15 protein-coding genes are annotated in these 16,786 nt (G+C 44.1%); 2 read left to right on the top strand and 13 right to left on the bottom strand.

Annotation, left to right across the window (positions count from 1 at the left end; translation table 11 throughout):
* Window positions 1-23 precede the first annotated feature (23 nt).
* The 11 genes from G3R49_RS00475 to G3R49_RS00425 all read right to left on the bottom strand — a co-directional run bounded on the left by G3R49_RS00475 (window position 24) and on the right by G3R49_RS00425 (window position 12,696).
* The gene (locus G3R49_RS00475; RefSeq protein WP_167868292.1) at window positions 24-563 is read right to left on the bottom strand and encodes a GNAT family N-acetyltransferase; all 540 of its coding nucleotides are present in this window, start codon (window positions 561-563) and stop codon (window positions 24-26) included.
* A gap of 422 nt (window positions 564-985) precedes the next feature.
* Window positions 986-1,471, bottom strand: coding sequence for a hypothetical protein (locus G3R49_RS00470; RefSeq protein WP_167868291.1), 486 nt, complete (start codon window positions 1,469-1,471; stop codon window positions 986-988).
* A 386-nt stretch (window positions 1,472-1,857) separates the two neighbouring features.
* Window positions 1,858-5,034 (bottom strand): efflux RND transporter permease subunit, encoded by a 3,177-nt coding sequence (locus tag G3R49_RS00465; RefSeq protein ID WP_167868290.1) that lies wholly within the window; start codon window positions 5,032-5,034, stop codon window positions 1,858-1,860.
* Window positions 5,031-6,290, bottom strand: coding sequence for an efflux RND transporter periplasmic adaptor subunit (locus G3R49_RS00460; protein ID WP_242620372.1), 1,260 nt, complete (start codon window positions 6,288-6,290; stop codon window positions 5,031-5,033). Before G3R49_RS00460 ends, G3R49_RS00465 begins: the two co-directional genes overlap by 4 nt.
* Window position 6,291: 1 nt before the next feature.
* Window positions 6,292-7,728 carry an efflux transporter outer membrane subunit gene (locus tag G3R49_RS00455; protein WP_130599311.1) on the bottom strand — a complete coding sequence of 479 codons (1,437 nt, stop codon included), beginning with the start codon at window positions 7,726-7,728 and terminating at the stop codon, window positions 6,292-6,294.
* A 370-nt stretch (window positions 7,729-8,098) separates the two neighbouring features.
* Window positions 8,099-9,364 (bottom strand): serine/threonine-protein kinase, encoded by a 1,266-nt coding sequence (locus tag G3R49_RS00450; RefSeq protein WP_130599313.1) that lies wholly within the window; start codon window positions 9,362-9,364, stop codon window positions 8,099-8,101.
* 151 nt (window positions 9,365-9,515) lie between these two features.
* Window positions 9,516-10,100 (bottom strand): sigma-70 family RNA polymerase sigma factor, encoded by a 585-nt coding sequence (locus tag G3R49_RS00445; protein ID WP_165398999.1) that lies wholly within the window; start codon window positions 10,098-10,100, stop codon window positions 9,516-9,518.
* Between the two features lie 398 nt (window positions 10,101-10,498).
* On the bottom strand, window positions 10,499-11,209 hold the full coding sequence (locus G3R49_RS00440) for a metallophosphoesterase (protein ID WP_130599317.1): 711 nt from the start codon (window positions 11,207-11,209) through the stop codon (window positions 10,499-10,501).
* 158 nt (window positions 11,210-11,367) lie between these two features.
* Window positions 11,368-11,688 (bottom strand): hypothetical protein, encoded by a 321-nt coding sequence (locus tag G3R49_RS00435; RefSeq protein WP_130599319.1) that lies wholly within the window; start codon window positions 11,686-11,688, stop codon window positions 11,368-11,370.
* 303 nt (window positions 11,689-11,991) lie between these two features.
* Window positions 11,992-12,237 (bottom strand): YdcH family protein, encoded by a 246-nt coding sequence (locus G3R49_RS00430; RefSeq protein ID WP_130599321.1) that lies wholly within the window; start codon window positions 12,235-12,237, stop codon window positions 11,992-11,994.
* 144 nt (window positions 12,238-12,381) lie between these two features.
* Entirely contained in the window at window positions 12,382-12,696 is a 315-nt protein-coding gene (locus tag G3R49_RS00425) for a hypothetical protein (protein WP_130599323.1), read from the bottom strand.
* A 424-nt stretch (window positions 12,697-13,120) separates the two neighbouring features.
* Here G3R49_RS00425 and G3R49_RS00420 point away from each other — a divergent pair, with 424 nt between their 5' ends.
* Window positions 13,121-13,735 (top strand): fumarylacetoacetate hydrolase family protein, encoded by a 615-nt coding sequence (locus G3R49_RS00420; RefSeq protein ID WP_167868289.1) that lies wholly within the window; start codon window positions 13,121-13,123, stop codon window positions 13,733-13,735.
* Window positions 13,736-14,484: 749 nt separating this feature from the next.
* Window positions 14,485-14,817, top strand: a complete 333-nt coding sequence (locus tag G3R49_RS00415) for a hypothetical protein (protein WP_130599325.1) — start codon at window positions 14,485-14,487, stop codon at window positions 14,815-14,817.
* A 135-nt stretch (window positions 14,818-14,952) separates the two neighbouring features.
* On the opposite strand, the gene G3R49_RS00410 is transcribed toward G3R49_RS00415, so the two are convergent.
* Window positions 14,953-15,798 carry a hypothetical protein gene (locus tag G3R49_RS00410; RefSeq protein ID WP_130599327.1) on the bottom strand — a complete coding sequence of 282 codons (846 nt, stop codon included), beginning with the start codon at window positions 15,796-15,798 and terminating at the stop codon, window positions 14,953-14,955.
* Between the two features lie 183 nt (window positions 15,799-15,981).
* Entirely contained in the window at window positions 15,982-16,773 is a 792-nt protein-coding gene (locus G3R49_RS00405; RefSeq protein WP_167868288.1) for an MBL fold metallo-hydrolase, read from the bottom strand.
* Between the last annotated feature and the right edge of the window lie 13 nt (window positions 16,774-16,786).

The following is a 16,786-nucleotide window of genomic DNA, read 5'->3' as shown; positions in this document are numbered from 1 at the left end:
AGGCCACTTACCAAAAACTAGCGTTACCAGTATTCAGCGGCATCTAACGCGCTAACACATTGCGATGTAACCCCTTGCACATCAATAGCCTTACCCGACAGTGATTGGGCTATCCAACCATTGGGATAACTGAGCTTATGAGGGGCTTGCACCACATCTTCAGTTATCGCTTCAAAGCCTACTTTACAGTAATAATTTGGGTCACCATAGGTGAATAACCAGTCGACATTACGCTCAACTAATTGTTGCTTGCCCCAGTTTATTAACTGCTGCCCAACGCCTTTACCTTGCTCGCTTGTCGCGACCGCAACTGGTGATAACAAATAACAGCTGTGACCGCTAGACACTGGCATAGGCGTTAGCATAATCGCGCCAACCAGTGCGTCATCTTCAAAGGCCAATGCACCAACTAGCTCATCTGCGTCGGTAGTGTCGAGCATATTATTTACAAGCTCGCCAATTACCTTACCTTCAGCTTCCCCTTCAGAGTCACTAAACGTGTGCTTAAACAGCTCAATCACACTGTCATGATGGTGGTTTTGATACTTTATAAACTGCAACATAAGGACATTTCTCGAATGAATAACCAAGCTTAATTATACCCAGCCTAAAACAGTGTTGCAGCAAAGCGAGTTGTTTCTGGGCCGCAAATTACCACCTTCTAAAGAAGACGGATTTGCGTGCGCCCCTTAGAAGGTAACCTAATCAACTGAAGATATAGCTTAGAGTTGCGATAGCATTTAAAGCCTTTGAAAACATGGATGTTTTCGTCGATCATTCTTGTAAAATAGAGAGGGGATGTGCTTGCTGCGAGCTTTAAATGTCATTGCAACGGAGGCTAACGATTGCCCCGCAGAGATTTAGAGTATTAGAACTGACTGACGATGTCTGAATAAACGATAACCGCTTACTGAAATAGATAATTTAGGACTGAAAACCCAAATGCACCGCTTAACGGTGCATTTTGTTATTGAGCTGCGCAGATTTACGACTCAGCGAAACGGTCTAAACAACGTTGTTCGCGGCGCTTGCCTTGCTTAGCAATTTTCGCCTCGACTTCTTCAGTGCTCATCTCTTTAAAGTCTTCGCTCTCAAGACTTTTCACTAATTTGTCGATTTTGCGAATACGTGACTCTTTTAACTCATAAAACATCTTCGCTGGTGAACGGTCGAATTGATCTGAATCGATCATGTCTTCACGCATCAGCTCTTTAATGTCACTAGCAGAGAAGCCATCAACTGCTGCCTGCATCATGCTGCTCTCATAATTACCTAAAAACTCACATTGCTCAGCAACCGATGCTTCGACAGGAAAGGTTTGATCCAGGTTCCCCGTATCTGCACTACTGGTAAGCGACAGTAGCAGTAATACCGCTACAACCGCGCCACCACCAAAGATAAGTTTCTTTTTATTATCTTCACCGCCAAGTGCTTGGTTAGTGTCATTTGTTTGCTTAGTATCAGTCATCATCTTCATCCTTTTGCTTGTCGGTATTAGTTAGCAAGCCAACGGCGCATCTCATTTTTTGCGCTAACAATTAGCTTGTTATTTGACTTGGGATGAATGATAAGTAGATGTTTGCCACAGACACATTGACGTAAGGGTAAATTATTTACGCAATTTTATTTTCTATAGCTAACTCGTCATCGGTACTCATACAAACCCTACGAGCTATTGGAGTAAGTTTTCTCGGCAGGAATGCCGTGGCGAAGCCATCACGGCGTCTTGCGGAAATAGCGCGTAGGATTGATTCCAAATGGGGTACACATGCAGTCACTCAGTGCGATAGATGCAAACAAAAACAGCCACCCAATCTGGGGAGCTGTTTAATCTAGAGACACCTTAACGCTTAAGCGTTACTTAGCTTCAACTACATGAGCTGGTTCTTGGGTCGACATTTGGGCTGGCACAGCAAAGCTGTCGCCATAATCCTTGTCGTAAGCCTCTGCATCGACTTTTACCCCTTTTACGCGCTCAACCACCATGTAGTTTACTGGTACTAAAATCAGCGTAATAAAGGTCGCAAAAATGATACCAAAGCCCAGTGATATCGCCATTGGGATTAAGAACTGCGCCTGAGTTGATTGCTCAAGTAGCAAAGGCATTAAACCAATAAAGGTAGTCAAACTGGTCAACATGACGGGTCTAAAGCGCTTAGCGCCCGCGGTTAATACCGCTTCAACCAGCTCCATGCCCTCTTCACGCTTCTTGTTGATGAAATCAACCAATACTAGTGAGTCATTGACCACCACACCAATCAAGGCCAGCATACCGAGAATACTGAAAATAGTCAGCGGGCTGCCCATCAACCAGTGACCAACAACCGCGCCGATTAGACCAAATGGAATCACACTCATCACAATCAACGGCTGAATGTAAGACTTAAACGGAATCGCCAGTAAGCTGTAGATCATGAAGAACACAAACACTAGACCCCACTGCAGTGAGCCAAAGCTGTCTCTTTGCTCCCTCGCCTCACCTTCAAGCTCGTAAGTTACACCAGGATATTGAGCAACTAGACCATCTAGGTACTCTTTCAAGCTCGCCTGAAGCACCGTCATATTAGTATTGTCTTTGTCGACATCAGCGGTGACGTTTAAGACGCGGTAACGATCAATACGCTTAATGGTTGATGGACTTTTTCCTGAGGTCATTTTAGCTACATGCCCTAAAGGTACTTGAGTACCCTGGCCTGTACTAATCAGCACTTTTTCTAGATCAGCTAATGACTTACGCTCATCAAGTGGCAAGCGTACCATCACCTCAATATCATCACGGCCACGCTGAATACGCTGTGCCTGTGAGCCGTAGTAATAACTACGCACCTGGCTGACCACTTCACTGCGGGTTAAACCAAGCGCCTTACCTTGCTCAGTTAACTCAATGTGCAGTTCCTCTTTACCGTCGGACAGGCTATCAGCAATTTCAAACACGGTTGGATAAGTCGCTAAATGGGCTTTTACCTCTTCAGCCACCTTATCTAACGTTTCAAGTGAGCTTGCTGCGAGTTGTACATCAATAGGATCTGAACTTCGACCAATTTCAGCACGGTAAGTTAACGACTCAGCTCCCGGTACATCACCCACCATTCGACGCCACTCTGCAACAAGTTGTGCAGAGGTGATATCAGATACCCGTGACTCTGGCGGCGTGATTTCAAAACGCACATTACCCGCATTAGAGGTACCACCACGACCGCCAGTGGTTTCCAGGATATTCATGATGATGCTTTCACCTGTAAGCTCATCGATATACTTGTCTTGTAAGATCTTGGCTTTATCAGCTATAGCAACTAGGTGTTTATTAGTCACTTCAAATGGTGTACCTGCTGGCATTGTCAGGCTTAAACGCACTGTCTCGCTCGGGATACGTGGGAAGAAAGTAAACTTAGTCCAGCCTGTTGAGATTAACGCAGCAATAATCAACAGGACGCCAGTAAATAAGCTAAGCGTCGCGGCTTTGTTCTTCAACGCAATACGCAGGAAAGGCTGATAGAACTTAATAATCGCGCGCTCAAAGCCATCAGCAAAAGCTTGCTGCAGTTGCTCTAGCTTGTTTTGCTTTTTCTTCTCATGGCGAAGTTTGATGTACTTAAGGTGCGCTGGCAGTACAAACTTAGATTCAATCAACGAAAACAGCAGCACAGGGATAACTACAATAGCAATCTGAGCGAAGATAGCGCCACGTGTACCTTCAATGAACAGCATAGGCAGGAATGCCGTCACTGTGGTCAAAATACCAAAGGTAACCGGTGCCGCAACTTCCTTAGTGCCATTGATCGCTGCTGTTTCACCATTAGGTGCGGTTTTTAAGTGGCTATAGATATTCTCGCCGGTAACAATGGCGTCATCCACCACGATACCCAACACCAGAATAAAGCCAAATAAGCTCATGACGTTTAACGACACATTAAAAAACGGCATGAAGATAAATGCGCCCATAAATGACACAGGAATGCCGATAAACACCCAAAAAGCGATTGATGGACGTAGGAACAAAGTCAGCAGTAACAGCACTAAAATACCGCCTTGCATCGCGCTACCCGCTAAGGTGGATATGCGGTTTTTCACAATCAGTGAGTCATCGTCCCAATAACTTAGCGTATAACCGGCTGGTAAAGAGTCTTGGCGCTGATCAATGTAATCTTTTACTTTGTCAGCCACTTCAATCGCACTTTGCTGACCGATACGGTATACATCAATAAATACCGCCTTTTCGCCGTTAAATCGTGTACGAACCGGTGTTTCTTCAAAGCCGTCCTGAACATAGGCAATATCACTTAAACGAATAATGGTCCCGTCAGCCGCTGTCTTAATGACGATGTCAGAAAACTCATCTTTATAGTAAGCCTGACCTTTTGAACGCAATAGAATATCGCCACCATCGGTGCGCAGGTTACCGGCCGAAATATCGGCACTAGAAGCACTAATAGCATTAGAAATTTGGTTTAACGTTAAATTGTACTGTTGCAGCTTATCTTGCGGTACTTCAAGCGTGACTTCGTAATTGCGTACCCCTGCAAGCTCAAGTTGAGTAACCCCCTCTAAACGCAACATCTCATCGCGAACCACCTCGGCAAACTCTAGGGTTTCTTTTTCACTGTATTGACTAGTCACAGTAACAGCGAGTACATCTCGCTTGCGCTGAGCTAAGGCAATAACGGGCTTTTCAGCATCTACAGGAAAGGTGTTAATCGCATCAACGCGACTTTTAATGTCGGCTAGTAATTCACGAGGCTCATAGCCACTATCAATTTCAATGTTGACGTTAGACGATGATTCCGAGGAAGTTGAAGTAATTTTCTTGATCCCTTCTAGATCTTGAACCGCCTCTTCAACACGAATAGTCACGCCTTTTTCTACATCCTCAGGCGTTGAACCTTTAAGCGATACTCTAACCGAGACCACTTCTGATTCGACACTAGGAAACACTTCTAGCGGAATGCGCGTTGATAATGAACCAAGGCCAATCACCAACAAAAACAGCATCAGTAAGTTGGCGGCCACATGGTTACGGGTAAACCAGGCTATCATAGGGTCGCCTCCTTCTTAGGAGCGTTTTCAGGTTTACTGCGCGGCTTGTCACCATTACCACGAGGGCCTCGTTCGCCAGCTGGAGCGTCAGCTGTGCGCTGACGTTTAGGTTTCGCTTCACCAGCAATGGCTACTGGCGTACCCGAACTGACTTGACCGAGCGAAGTTAACACCAATTCATCCTGTGGGCTTAAACCTGACGAGATAACAGCATCAGTGCCATTTTGCCAAAGGATATTCACATCTGTGCGTAGCAATACTCCATCGCGTACACGATAAACATAGCTGCCCTGATAAATGGCGCTACTTGGGATAACAATCGAGCTTTGGAGCGTTTTACCTTGTATTTTAGCCGTAAGGTATTGGCCAATTTTTAGTGGCGTCTGCTTACCCTGTTGGTAGCTAAACGGATCATCAATTTGCGCAACAACGTACAATTGCTGCGAACTGTCATCAATCGCGCCTTCAGTGCGATCTAACTGCCCTTGCCACAGCTGACGACCCACTAAGTCAGACTCAAACTCAACCGGTGCAACGGCTGACTTACCTTGCTCTGGTAGCTCGACCAGGGCCAAATCTCGGTTATGAATTGGCAAACGGATTTCCACATAATCAGTAGCATAAATCGTCGCTAGCTCAGAGTTGCTAGTCACCACGCGACCGATATCAACATTTTTTTGTAAAATACGGCCATCAAATGGCGCTACTACTTGGGTGCGCTCGAGTGCTAACAAGGCTTTGTCTAACTGTGCCTGGCTCGACAGCATAGCAGCTTGCGCGGCGGCTAGTTGCGGCTTACGTAACACCAAGTCGTTTGGCTCGCGGCCGTTGCCTAAACGCTTCCAATCGATCAAGGCTTGTTCAACGCGCGCTTGCTCTTCCAGTAAACTTTGCTGTGCTTGCAGCAATCCAGCCTGAGCAACTTTAACCTCAGCTTGATAATCACGATCGTCAAGCTGCACTAGCACTTCACCCTGCTTGAAGAAACCACCTTCACGGAAGTTTTGGCTAATGGTTAAGATCTGCCCTGAAGCCTGTGCCACCAGCGAGCTTTGGGTACGCGGCTTGACCACGCCAAAGCTACTGACCTCAATTTGATAGGCTTGCGGTTTTATGGTTTGCGTCTCGACGGTCACATTGGCGGCCGACTTTTTAGGGCCGCGTTTTGAGGTTGGCGGATTGCTGGTAATCCACATGATTGCTGCCACAACGACTGCAACGATGGCTACAGGAATAAGGTATTTTTTATTTAGCATTTTATTGTTGTTCCCCATTCGCTTGAGCCACAGCGACTTGCGCCTGGCTTGCTTGACTATCTTGCATACTAATGCCTTTATCTAGCTCACCACCTAACGCTAGGTGCAGCTGGATACGGTTAGCAATAATTTGATTTTTAAGATTAATAACTGAAGTTTGCGCGACAAAAGAGCGGTCTTGAGCATCGAGCACTGTGGTGTAACTTTCTAAGCCGCTTTGGTATTTCTCAAACGATAACGTTTCTGCTTGTAGCGCGTTTTCTTGCGATTTTAGCGTTGACTGATATTGCAGCTGTAAGCTGGCATCTAAGTCGAGCGCGTTTTCAACCTGCTCAAATGCACTAAACAAAGTATTTAAGTACTGCTGCTCTTGCTGCTTCAAAATCAGCTTTTGTTGCTCGGTTTGTGCCTTTAACTTGCCCGCGTTGAAGATAGGCGACGTTAACCCAGCAAACACCGACCAGCTGGTGTAGTCACCGTCAATCAAGTTAGCAAACTCACTACCACTGCTACCAAAGCTGCCACCAAGACTCAGCGACGGGTAGCGCTGCTTTTGGGTGTAAGCAACGTTGGCATCTTGAGCTAACAATTTATACCAAGCGCTTTGTAGCGATGGCTTGCGCTTAACCAGCTCGCTCGGCACACCAACTGTAATACCCTCAGGCAATAGTGGTAGCTTAGCGTCCACCATCAACTTAGCCGCGGGGTAACCACCCAGCAGGCGCTCAAGGGAGCGAATATCACTATTAAGCTGATTACGCTGAGATATCAGGTTTGACTGCTGGCTATAAAATTCATTTTGTGTGAGATACACATCAAGTGCAGTGTTTAAACCCTGCACATAGCCCGACTCAATGATCTCAAAGCTCACTTTAGCGTTGTCAGTTCGCTGCTCGTATAACTTCACCAGAGCTTGAGAACTCACCACCTTGTAATAAGCGGAAACTATGTCTGCAACTAAGGTATCGCGGGCTTGTTGATAGTCAGACTCAGCAACCAATAGATTAAGTTTGGCAGCGCGAGCACTGTCAGACAGCTTGCCCCAAATATCTAGCTCATAGCTAAGGTTCAAACTAGCACTATTGCTATTTGACTGACCGTCATTATCGCCATTACGTGCGGCATTGACTGAACCTGTGAGCTCAGGCCAAAAATTAGCGTCATTCACGTTGAGTTGCTGTTTTTTTACTTCCACTTCCAGTGCAAGCTGTTGCAACTGCTGATTACGATTGAGGCCGATACTGGCAAGCTCTAGCAATTGCTCGGTAGCAATGGCATTAACCCAAGGTTGATTCTCTTTTAATGCTTGTGCATTGGTGTACCAGGTTTGCGGCAACTCAGGGGTAACTTGCGCCTCGTCCAAATAGCTTGTGCTTGAACAAGCTGCCAATACACTCAGCGATAGGGCTAACGCCACTTTAGTGACAGGTTTACTCATCTGTCTCGCTTCCTAGATTTGATTATTTTTATGATTATGATTTTAGTGATTTGCGATACGAAATAAAATGCGATTTAGATGACTTTGCACGCTTTTACAAAGCGCCTCACACTTGACGGTAAATTTGTGTAAACCTAGGAGAATTAACGAAAATAACGATTATAAAAACGGCAGCCATTCAGTGCGATAAACCATTAAAATCAGACACTTGAAAAAGTATTCGATACAATTCATTCACTTTAACTACTGCTATTGCTTAAGTGAAACAAATACACACTTTCTTACAATCTGTGGCGAAGGCTCTGACAAGAGCTAAAAGCACACGTTCCTAAGGCAACCAAACGCCATCAACTAGATATTTCCGAGATACTTAAGCACCAACAAACAGCATGTAACTCGCAGCAATGGAATACACCAGCAAGATGCTAGCGAGTGTGGTAAATGGTTTACGTTTCATCCACTTAACCGCGCGGTACATAGGGCTTGTTGAATATTCATCAACGGCTTCACCTGCTAGGTATGCACTAAGTACCTGCTCAAACTCACTGGAGGAAGCAAACCTTTGCTCGGGCAACTCGCCCACTGCGCGCTTAATAATCGCGCTTAACTCTAGTGGCAGCAGCTTTTGCATCTGTGCTTTTTCAGCCTGCTGCTCAGCGCTTTCCATGGCAAAGCGTTTCGGCTCACGGTAGATATCAAGCTTGAAGCTTTGAGTGAACAAATAGTGCAATACCACGCCAAGAGAATACACATCAGATGCTACACTCGTAGGCAGCCCGGCTTGCTGCTCTGGCGCGCTCCAATTACGAGTAAACGCTTTAACACTTGTTAGGCTCGACTTTTGATGGTCAGCTTGCTTTTCAGGCTCTTTAGGTGTCTCCGCCTTGTATTTGCGTGCTAAGCCAAGGTCAATTAACACCAATAAACCTTGCGGGTTCACAATAATATTCTGCGGCTTAATATCGCCGTGATACATGCCCTGACTATGCAGGTAATCCACGGCGTTTAGAAGTTGCTTAAATAGTTCGAGTTTGAGCTTATGCCGCGCTTTGGAGCCCAGCTGAGTATTGATACGTATCAGCCAATCAGTGAGCGGCTCACCATCAATAAAGTCCATCACAATACACGCTTGTCCAAGTACCTTGGATGCCCCATAAATACGGCACAAATTGGGGTGATCAAGCAGCATCATTGCAGAGGCTTCGTTGGCAAAAACCGCTTGCTGCTGGGCAGAGCTAAGTTTATCAGTGCGCAGCACTTTAATGGCCGCGTTATGCACTGTGGAACTTTGCTCATCTAAGCTGCTTAAGCGCTGCTCGCCTAGGAATACGAGTCCCATACCGCCGGTCTCTGACACTAGCTCAGTAATGGTAAAGTCCATCACCTGCTGCCCAATAAATGCCTCGGCTTTAAGTGCTTGAGTTTGCTGACTCTCAGTTAACATCTGCTCAGACAGCATTTTCTCTGCCTCAAGGGGCGTATCATCAATAAGCAGCATCTTATTTAAAGTTTGCCAATCTTCGCTACTCAACTGTGATTTAAGCTCGGTAAGTTTTAGCGCTAATTGCGCTTGTGGTAAATCAGCTATCTGAGGATAGATTTCGGCTATATCAAGCGGTTTAGACTGTTGCGACATGGGTTTATTGATGACTTTGTTGTGGTTTTATTTTTGTGGATCTATTGTGACTTAAATTCAGCAAGAGCGGGCAAAATTAACTCTGCTCTTGCAGGCTTAGGCTTCGTTAACAGGGTTATTTGTAACTGGACCATTTCTAACTGAACTCTTTCTAACTGAGCTTGGCACGCAACCACACAGTGGCAAACTTGAGGTCATTGTCGACAGTACGTGGCGACAACTCTAACATATCAGCAACTTGCTGGTGAGATACCATTGCAAAGTGTTTTAGCTCAAACACCTCAGCCTGACGCGGATGAGCCTGCTGCAATAGCTCTAGCGCCGCAGACAAATTGAGGTTTTCAGTCCAGTTTGGCAGCTCTACTTCAGTTTCATCCAGTTGTTGATGCAAAAACTCATGCTTGGCCTGCTGCTTGTTGACCATGGATTGATGCGGCTTACCAAACAATAAATGCCACACCGACACACGCACATAGTCAAAAAACTCCTGACGGCTCGCAAAAGGTTGTTCGTCATTACGCCAGCGGTGCAGCTTAACTACAGACTCACTAGCAAGCTCGGTAATGGAGGCATCATGCAGTAAGGTTTGATTTGGTTGATGCTGACTCAAGTAGCGCTCAACAATGGCGCGAATATCCTGATAGGCATAGGTGAGAAACTCAGCGCTCTGGCTTTTATCGCGACTTTGCCAGCCTTGTAACAACTCAGTGGCATTAGCTAGCTCTCTAATAGACACTCTATTGACTCCTTCACCTATGTCAGTTTTTCTAGTTTAAATCGTTACTAAACGGCGGCTCTCAAAGGGTGAGACTTAATATTCCAGCTTAGTGTTATTGAGATAAACGCGGACAATTAAACAACTGATATTTTTCCATAATTATGCCAACGAGTTAACCCCCATCGCTCACACATATCACCACAATTACTTTTTCAACCTGAGCTCTGGATAAGGAAGTGGCAATCACTCTCTAGGTCTGAGTTATACCTTCCATTATGTTTCTAGCGAGATAGTTTTTGTTTAGTTCAAGGCGAAGCTGCGCGTCAATAGCTAGCCTATTGCAAGTAGCTTCAACGAAGAAATGGGCAAAAATAGCCGTTAGAAACCGATTTATTATCCAGAGCTCAGGTTTATAACTAATGCATACCAGCTGCGGCCAGTTGCAACTCAGGGAAAAAGAAGTCGATACGAACCACAGTTAACTTCTTGTTGTGGGTGAATGTTTCGATCCAGTAACGATTACGCATCTGTGTAATCCAGGGAACGGGGTCATGGCCATGGACTACAGCATCAACGCCGCTGACGCTATACCAGGGTTTACGCTCATCAAGCGGCCTGTGCCAAAGGAGTTGCCAAATATCATGCTCGGACAACTCTCCCGACTGCACATGCTGCCAGTCTAGCGGCGTATTGGCGTGACTAATGCCTATGGTTTTACCAGCAAACTCTATGGTGCGCGCCAGTGGCATAGTCACATCAATCAGGGTTTTCCAACGCATGAGCAAATCAAGCCTGTCTAGGTATGGTGTTATCCATTCACCACCTTGTTTTTGCATCATTTGCCAGTATTTACTTGATTCAAATCCCTTTAAAAACAACTGTTCGTGATTACCCAACACTGCGTAAAACCATTTTTCAGTTAACAGGTTAAGACAATCAATGCTGGTGTCACCTTTATCAATAATATCGCCAGTGCAAAACAAGCGGTCAGTTTCATAATTAAAGCCAACCCTTTCAAGCTCAAACTTGAGGGCATCCACTTCGCCGTGGAGATCACCGACAATATAATCCTGCCCTTGAATATTAGCCTGGTGATAAATATGCTGTTTACGCGGGGAAAATTTCATCACGTAACTCCTTGTTTATGCTTTAATTAAAACACCGATAGCTAGCGCAGCGAGGCTAAAATTAAGCCTCGCCCACTCCTTGCTCGCCCTCGTCCACTCCCCGAGCTGCGAACCATCTCCGTAGAAAGACTGTTGCAGCTCAAGCTTGAGAGTGTCGTTCACATCTGCAGGATGTTTGCCGCCAGTAAGTCACGGTCGAGGCTAACGTCGTCTTTCTCTGCTAGTTCAATCATGTAATCGAGCTGACACTCGTTATAAATGTCGTTTTGCTTTTCGCTCATTTGATCCATCAAACCTTTTACGCCCGCTTTCTTAAAACAGGTGTTGAGCATCTTCATTTTCATGTCAACGTCAAACGAGTGGTTCCACTCATTAATCCAGGTAAGCTGCTCTTCTTCGCTTGAGCCACCGCAGCCCACCAGCATCGCGCTGGTCAATGCAACCAATAAACCTGTTTTAATACTTGTTGCTAATTTCATGTCGATTTCCTTTATCTGCGTTATTTGAAATTTTTGCTTAGCGCTGTGGTTTACCTCAGCGCCTCAGTTGTTGATAACGAGGATATAAATCAACGCCCTGAAACAGCAGTGACGTAAACAAAATCAAATTACGCAAAAATAATTAGTCGATTGAATTTGTTATGAAAAGCAATGTTATTTAGGAAGTAACAGAAGTGAACGCAATTGATGGCAGGCAATAAAAAACCATGCCTTGGACTCAGCCCAGGCATGGTTATTTGTTTCCTTAGCGCACTAGCGCTGAAATAACAATTAAGGTGGTATTTAGCCGTTAGCTTTTAACAACCTTTGATATAGGGAATCTTTAAGCTCGGCGCGGTCATGCTTTAATTGATGCATAGCTTCATCATCAATTGGTGCATTCTTTAACTCTAAGGCGCGGATTTCATCATCCAAGCCGTTGTACTTTTTAGTATCCGCTGCAAAGGTTTCATCACTGGCTACTAACTTGGCGATAAGCTCGCTGTGCTCTGGAAACTCATTTGCTAACGAATGACTCTCACCCAACATATATTGCACTCCTTTGTGATAATAAACTGGTTCAAGTATAGAACTGAAAACAGCACTTGATTAAGTTTATTAACTCACGTTCGTCAGGAGAAAAATGAGATCAAGATCACACCAGATGTGATTATCAACAACTTGTTGGTGACGCTACATTTCTAGCGGTTCAACCTCATTAGCCCTAATTTTCTGTTGCTTGACCACTTGCAAAGCAAAATACACAAAGTAACCAACAAGTGGCATGAGGAATAATCCGGCAAGCCACCACCAGTGCTTATTGAAGTACGCAAATGCACCAAGGTAAATGAAATGAACGCCGTAACAAGCAAGAAAAGCCAACATGATGTAAAAGTCATAAGGCTTAAGAATAAAACTAGCACTAGCAAAGTCTTGAACGTAAATGAGCAGTAACGCAAAAGCCAGGCCGAGCAACCCAATCAGATTAAATTTTTTACTAAATATCATTGATATTCCAACTCATACTCTCAAATTTATGCATGCTGACCTAGCTAACACCAACCTATTCGCTAATCATACGACCTAAGCCACTCTTATCAAACCTGTTTATCGAACAGCAGAACCTATACCACTCACTTTAAGGTACTGACCTTATTGGCCTCAATGCTCAGAAGCTAACCTGAGTTCTGGATATTAAATCGGTTTCTAACGGCTACTTTTGCTTATTTCTGTGTTGAAGCTACTTGCAATAGGCTAGCTATTGACGCGTAGCTTCGCCTTGAACTAAACAAAACTATCTCGCTAGAAACTTAATACCATGTATAACTTAGGACTATAGAGTTATTGGCACTTCCTTATCCAGAGTTCTGGTTAGATATTTATGTTACTCATCGTTAAGATGTGTGACGGTAAATTTTCAGGGAGAGTATCAATGAATTCAATTATGGTCGCCAACCGCAAGGTAACCCCATCTAAAGTGGTGTGTATTGGCAGGAATTACGTTGACCATATCAAGGAATTGGCGAATGAACAGCCCACTGAACCGGTGATTTTTATTAAGCCCAACTCAGCTATTTCGCAGCAAATAGTCTTAAGCGGCGGCGATGAAATCCACTATGAAGGTGAAATTTGCTTTGCTGTCCAATCAGGGCAATTAAGCGCCGTGGGCTTTGGGCTGGATTTAACGAAACGCCAGGTTCAATCGCAACTAAAAGCCAAAGGATTACCCTGGGAGCGAGCAAAAGCCTTTAACGGCTCCGCAATATTTAGTGATTTTGTAACTCTGCCGAGCGATATAACTGAGCTGCATATGGAGCTATATATCAATGAAAAGCTCACTCAGGCAGGCGACTACGCACAAATGATCTTTAAACCCGCTGAGTTTTTAGCTGACATCAGCAACTTTCTCACCCTTGAAGATGGTGATGTAATTATGTCTGGCACCCCAAAAGGCGTGGGGAAAATAGATGTGGGAGACAAATTCACCGCCAAAGTTTTTGCTGGCGACAATTTGATACAAGAGTGCACTTGGGTGGCGCAGGATTAGCGTGCTAATTTTGATTGATACTGCCCACGTTTAGTTAAAAAAATCAGATAAGAAACTAGCTCAATAACATACCGCCGCAAGGATTTTGCGAACGCTTGAGCTAGGTCAATCATAACGACAAGGAAGTGATAATAATGGAACTTTTAAGCGCTTTTTTTGGCGCCCATCCCTTTGAAATTACCTTCAAAGTATTCTTAATCTGCGTTAGTAGTTACCTAGCGATAAAACATTTTAAGCTAGCTCACAGCTGCCCAAAACCACAACACAATTACCGCGCTATCGTGTATTTAGGGATTTTACTAAGCATCATTGTATTTGGCGTAGGGGAAGTACTTCGAATTACCGCTAGCGTGCCCGCAGAACGCATCGTTTATTATTGCGATGTTCCAGCATTCTTGATTGCAATAATCGTCATCTTCTATGCATTCAAATTGATAATGAGCTCAAGCAATAGCTCCCATAAGGAAAACTAACTAAGGTCTTGGACATGTAACCTTTGGGACGCTAAATATTTAATCAGTAAATTATAGTTGTTCAACTATAATTTACTGTGCATACTGCGACACACGACTTTTAACTATAAAAATCATAGATAGGTTCTAACTTTAAATTACAGCTAACCACCTGAATAATCAGTGGTAATATCAACTGAGCACAGCAGTTGCATCAACTCCTACATTGCTATGAACAGCTCGTTTATGTAGCAAGCTCTCCCCCATAACCTTACACACTAAAATTATGGAAAAACCATGAAATCGAATCAAAGAGTTAAGAGCATGCAATTTGGGATTTTAGCTAAAGTCTACCGTGACGCTTATTCAAATTTATATATTGAAAGTAATGCTGGTAAGAAGTTAAAAATGACAACGAAGTTCCCTAGAATTAACTTTATCGAGCAAAAAGCTTTGAAACTAGTTGGTAAACAGGTAGCTATATATACTTCAAAAACAACTGGTGACTGGTCTTCAAGTGAATACTTTTGCGACATTGAAGCCATCGCAAAAGGCAACACAAATTCAATCCACCCCAAAGAAGATGACATATTTTGGAGTGATGTTTCTGGTAAGGATTTACCATTCTAACTAACTTAGCATTCACTTAGTTCCATTGAAGCTTTCCACCTTCAACGCCATAAACTGACCATAACTAAAATGCATGACTAAATGAAGAAGTGACACAGAATCTGTTACCGGGTTACATAGTTGCTATCTATGGCTCTAAGCCGATGCAAATAAATTTCTAAAGTAACCTTGTGAAGACCATTTCCCAGGTTGTTCTACAGGATCCCAGGACGTTATTACCACAGGTTTATTAATAAGAGACTGAGCTTTTTTAGTAATGTTACCAGCCCTGTCAAATGTACTTGTTTTCATATACCAACGCGCTCCATTTGCGAGGGTAATTACGGTACAAAGTGAGCCTCGATAGTTTTGATTTTCCTCAACTCTAATTAGGGTGTGAGGAGAAATTTCTTTAACAGTACTATTTTGATTTGCAGCTTTTGCTCTCTCATCTGCAAGTTCTTGTTTTAACTTTTTGTTTGCTGCTTCTAAAGCAATATTTTTTTCTTGGTATCGCTTTTGAAGCTCAGCAACGTACCTATCTGTTTTACTTTGAATCTTCTCAACTTCTGCTTCAGTACGGGAATGGCTAATATCCTTAACTAAATCAGAATGCTTGCTGAGCTCTCCACGAATATATTTAGGATGAAGAGTCAAGAGATGCTCTGAGGTGAGCACACCATCTTTTCGCAAATTCTTCATTACTTCAGATAGATAATGCTCAGTATCCTGATCATTTCTCCAGGCGGTAACAAACTTAAGGTGTTCGTTAATCTGTAGAACCACAAATGTGCCTTCGCATTTTTCCTGAGTGGTAGGGTTTAGTATGTAGCCTTGGTACTTTAATCTTTCAGGCCTATGCGGACTAGGTTGTGGCTCAGAGGTCGTGTATAGCTTCAGCCATGTATCTGTCTTACAACTAAAGCCAAACCTTAGTGGGAAAGAATCTAGGTTGCAGTGCTCATCGTGTTTATTAAGGACTTCAAATTCTACTATCTTCATAATACTGGTAGCCTGATTAATGATTGCCCAACTTGATCATAACGTGATTCTATTGATTATTCAGAACTAATCTCGCTTTGTCACTTGCCTGATAAGCTCTAACTTGCACCTTAGTTTCCTATACTCAACATTTGGCTCTGTTGCCGACAACTATAACCTTTATTGCACAATCCACCACCTCAGTTAAAACGCAACTGCCTCACCATCTTGCGGAATCGACACTTTATCGCCTAAACCACGGCGCTCAAGCTCAGCAGCTAAAGTTTTACGGTCAATTGGGCAGTGGTTTAAGGCTTCCATATGGTTAGCAATCACTTTACCTGGTGATGCGCTAATAAACTCACACACTTCATCTAACGCCATTAACAGGGGTTGACCCACATCCATTTGCGCTTGCCCTGCTGCCACCACGGTAATATCAGGTTTAAGCTCGCTTAGTGCGCGTTTTACATCTGCCGTAAATACGGTATCACCGCTAATATAGATACTTGGCTCGTTTGGAAGCTGCAACACGAAGCCTAAACCGTTAGCCATCACTTTATGGATCCAACCATGTCCATGCTGACACGGCACAGGCGTTATTGTGCCACCGGCAAACTCCTGCGCTTGCCACGGCATTAATGGCGCAGCGATATTCAAACCTATTTTTTGCAAGTAGCTGGCATCTTTTGCAGGCGTTGCAACCGGAATATTTCGTGCGGTTAGAAACGCTTCACCTGCTGGGTCTAAATGATCTGCGTGCTGCAATGGGCGAATGCCAAAGGTATTAGAGTGAGTCAGTAAACAATGGGTAACCTTATCTAACAGGTCATTGGCATTGCTTGGTAAATCTACCGTCGGATTCTTTTGCGCTTTAAAGCGCAGCAAACTAAAAGGCGGCAGAGAACCTTTTGCCCCGAGCATAGGATCAATAAGAATAAACTTATCGCCAGATTCGATGATAAAAGTTGCGCTACGTAAGTGATGAATCTTCATAATATGCTCCAAC

The organism is Shewanella sp. WXL01 (assembly GCF_012263345.1).
GTDB classification, from domain to species: Bacteria; Pseudomonadota; Gammaproteobacteria; order Enterobacterales; family Shewanellaceae; genus Shewanella; species Shewanella maritima.
Note: the sequence above shows the minus strand (reverse complement) of the source record. Positions and strands in the feature narration are given on the sequence as shown.

Coding starts and splice junctions, on each gene's coding strand:
- G3R49_RS00430 (WP_130599321.1), bottom strand. CDS start 12,237: ATGTTGGGTGAGAGTCATTCGTTAGCAAATGAGTTTCCAGAGCACAGC.
- G3R49_RS00470 (WP_167868291.1), bottom strand. CDS start 1,471: ATGATGACTGATACTAAGCAAACAAATGACACTAACCAAGCACTTGGC.
- G3R49_RS00440 (WP_130599317.1), bottom strand. CDS start 11,209: ATGAAATTTTCCCCGCGTAAACAGCATATTTATCACCAGGCTAATATT.
- G3R49_RS00425 (WP_130599323.1), bottom strand. CDS start 12,696: ATGATATTTAGTAAAAAATTTAATCTGATTGGGTTGCTCGGCCTGGCT.
- G3R49_RS00405 (WP_167868288.1), bottom strand. CDS start 16,773: ATGAAGATTCATCACTTACGTAGCGCAACTTTTATCATCGAATCTGGC.
- G3R49_RS00415 (WP_130599325.1), top strand. CDS start 14,485: ATGAAATCGAATCAAAGAGTTAAGAGCATGCAATTTGGGATTTTAGCT.
- G3R49_RS00435 (WP_130599319.1), bottom strand. CDS start 11,688: ATGAAATTAGCAACAAGTATTAAAACAGGTTTATTGGTTGCATTGACC.
- G3R49_RS00460 (WP_242620372.1), bottom strand. CDS start 6,290: ATGCTAAATAAAAAATACCTTATTCCTGTAGCCATCGTTGCAGTCGTT.
- G3R49_RS00410 (WP_130599327.1), bottom strand. CDS start 15,798: ATGAAGATAGTAGAATTTGAAGTCCTTAATAAACACGATGAGCACTGC.
- G3R49_RS00455 (WP_130599311.1), bottom strand. CDS start 7,728: ATGAGTAAACCTGTCACTAAAGTGGCGTTAGCCCTATCGCTGAGTGTA.
- G3R49_RS00475 (WP_167868292.1), bottom strand. CDS start 563: ATGTTGCAGTTTATAAAGTATCAAAACCACCATCATGACAGTGTGATT.
- G3R49_RS00420 (WP_167868289.1), top strand. CDS start 13,121: ATGAATTCAATTATGGTCGCCAACCGCAAGGTAACCCCATCTAAAGTG.
- G3R49_RS00465 (WP_167868290.1), bottom strand. CDS start 5,034: ATGATAGCCTGGTTTACCCGTAACCATGTGGCCGCCAACTTACTGATG.
- G3R49_RS00450 (WP_130599313.1), bottom strand. CDS start 9,364: ATGTCGCAACAGTCTAAACCGCTTGATATAGCCGAAATCTATCCTCAG.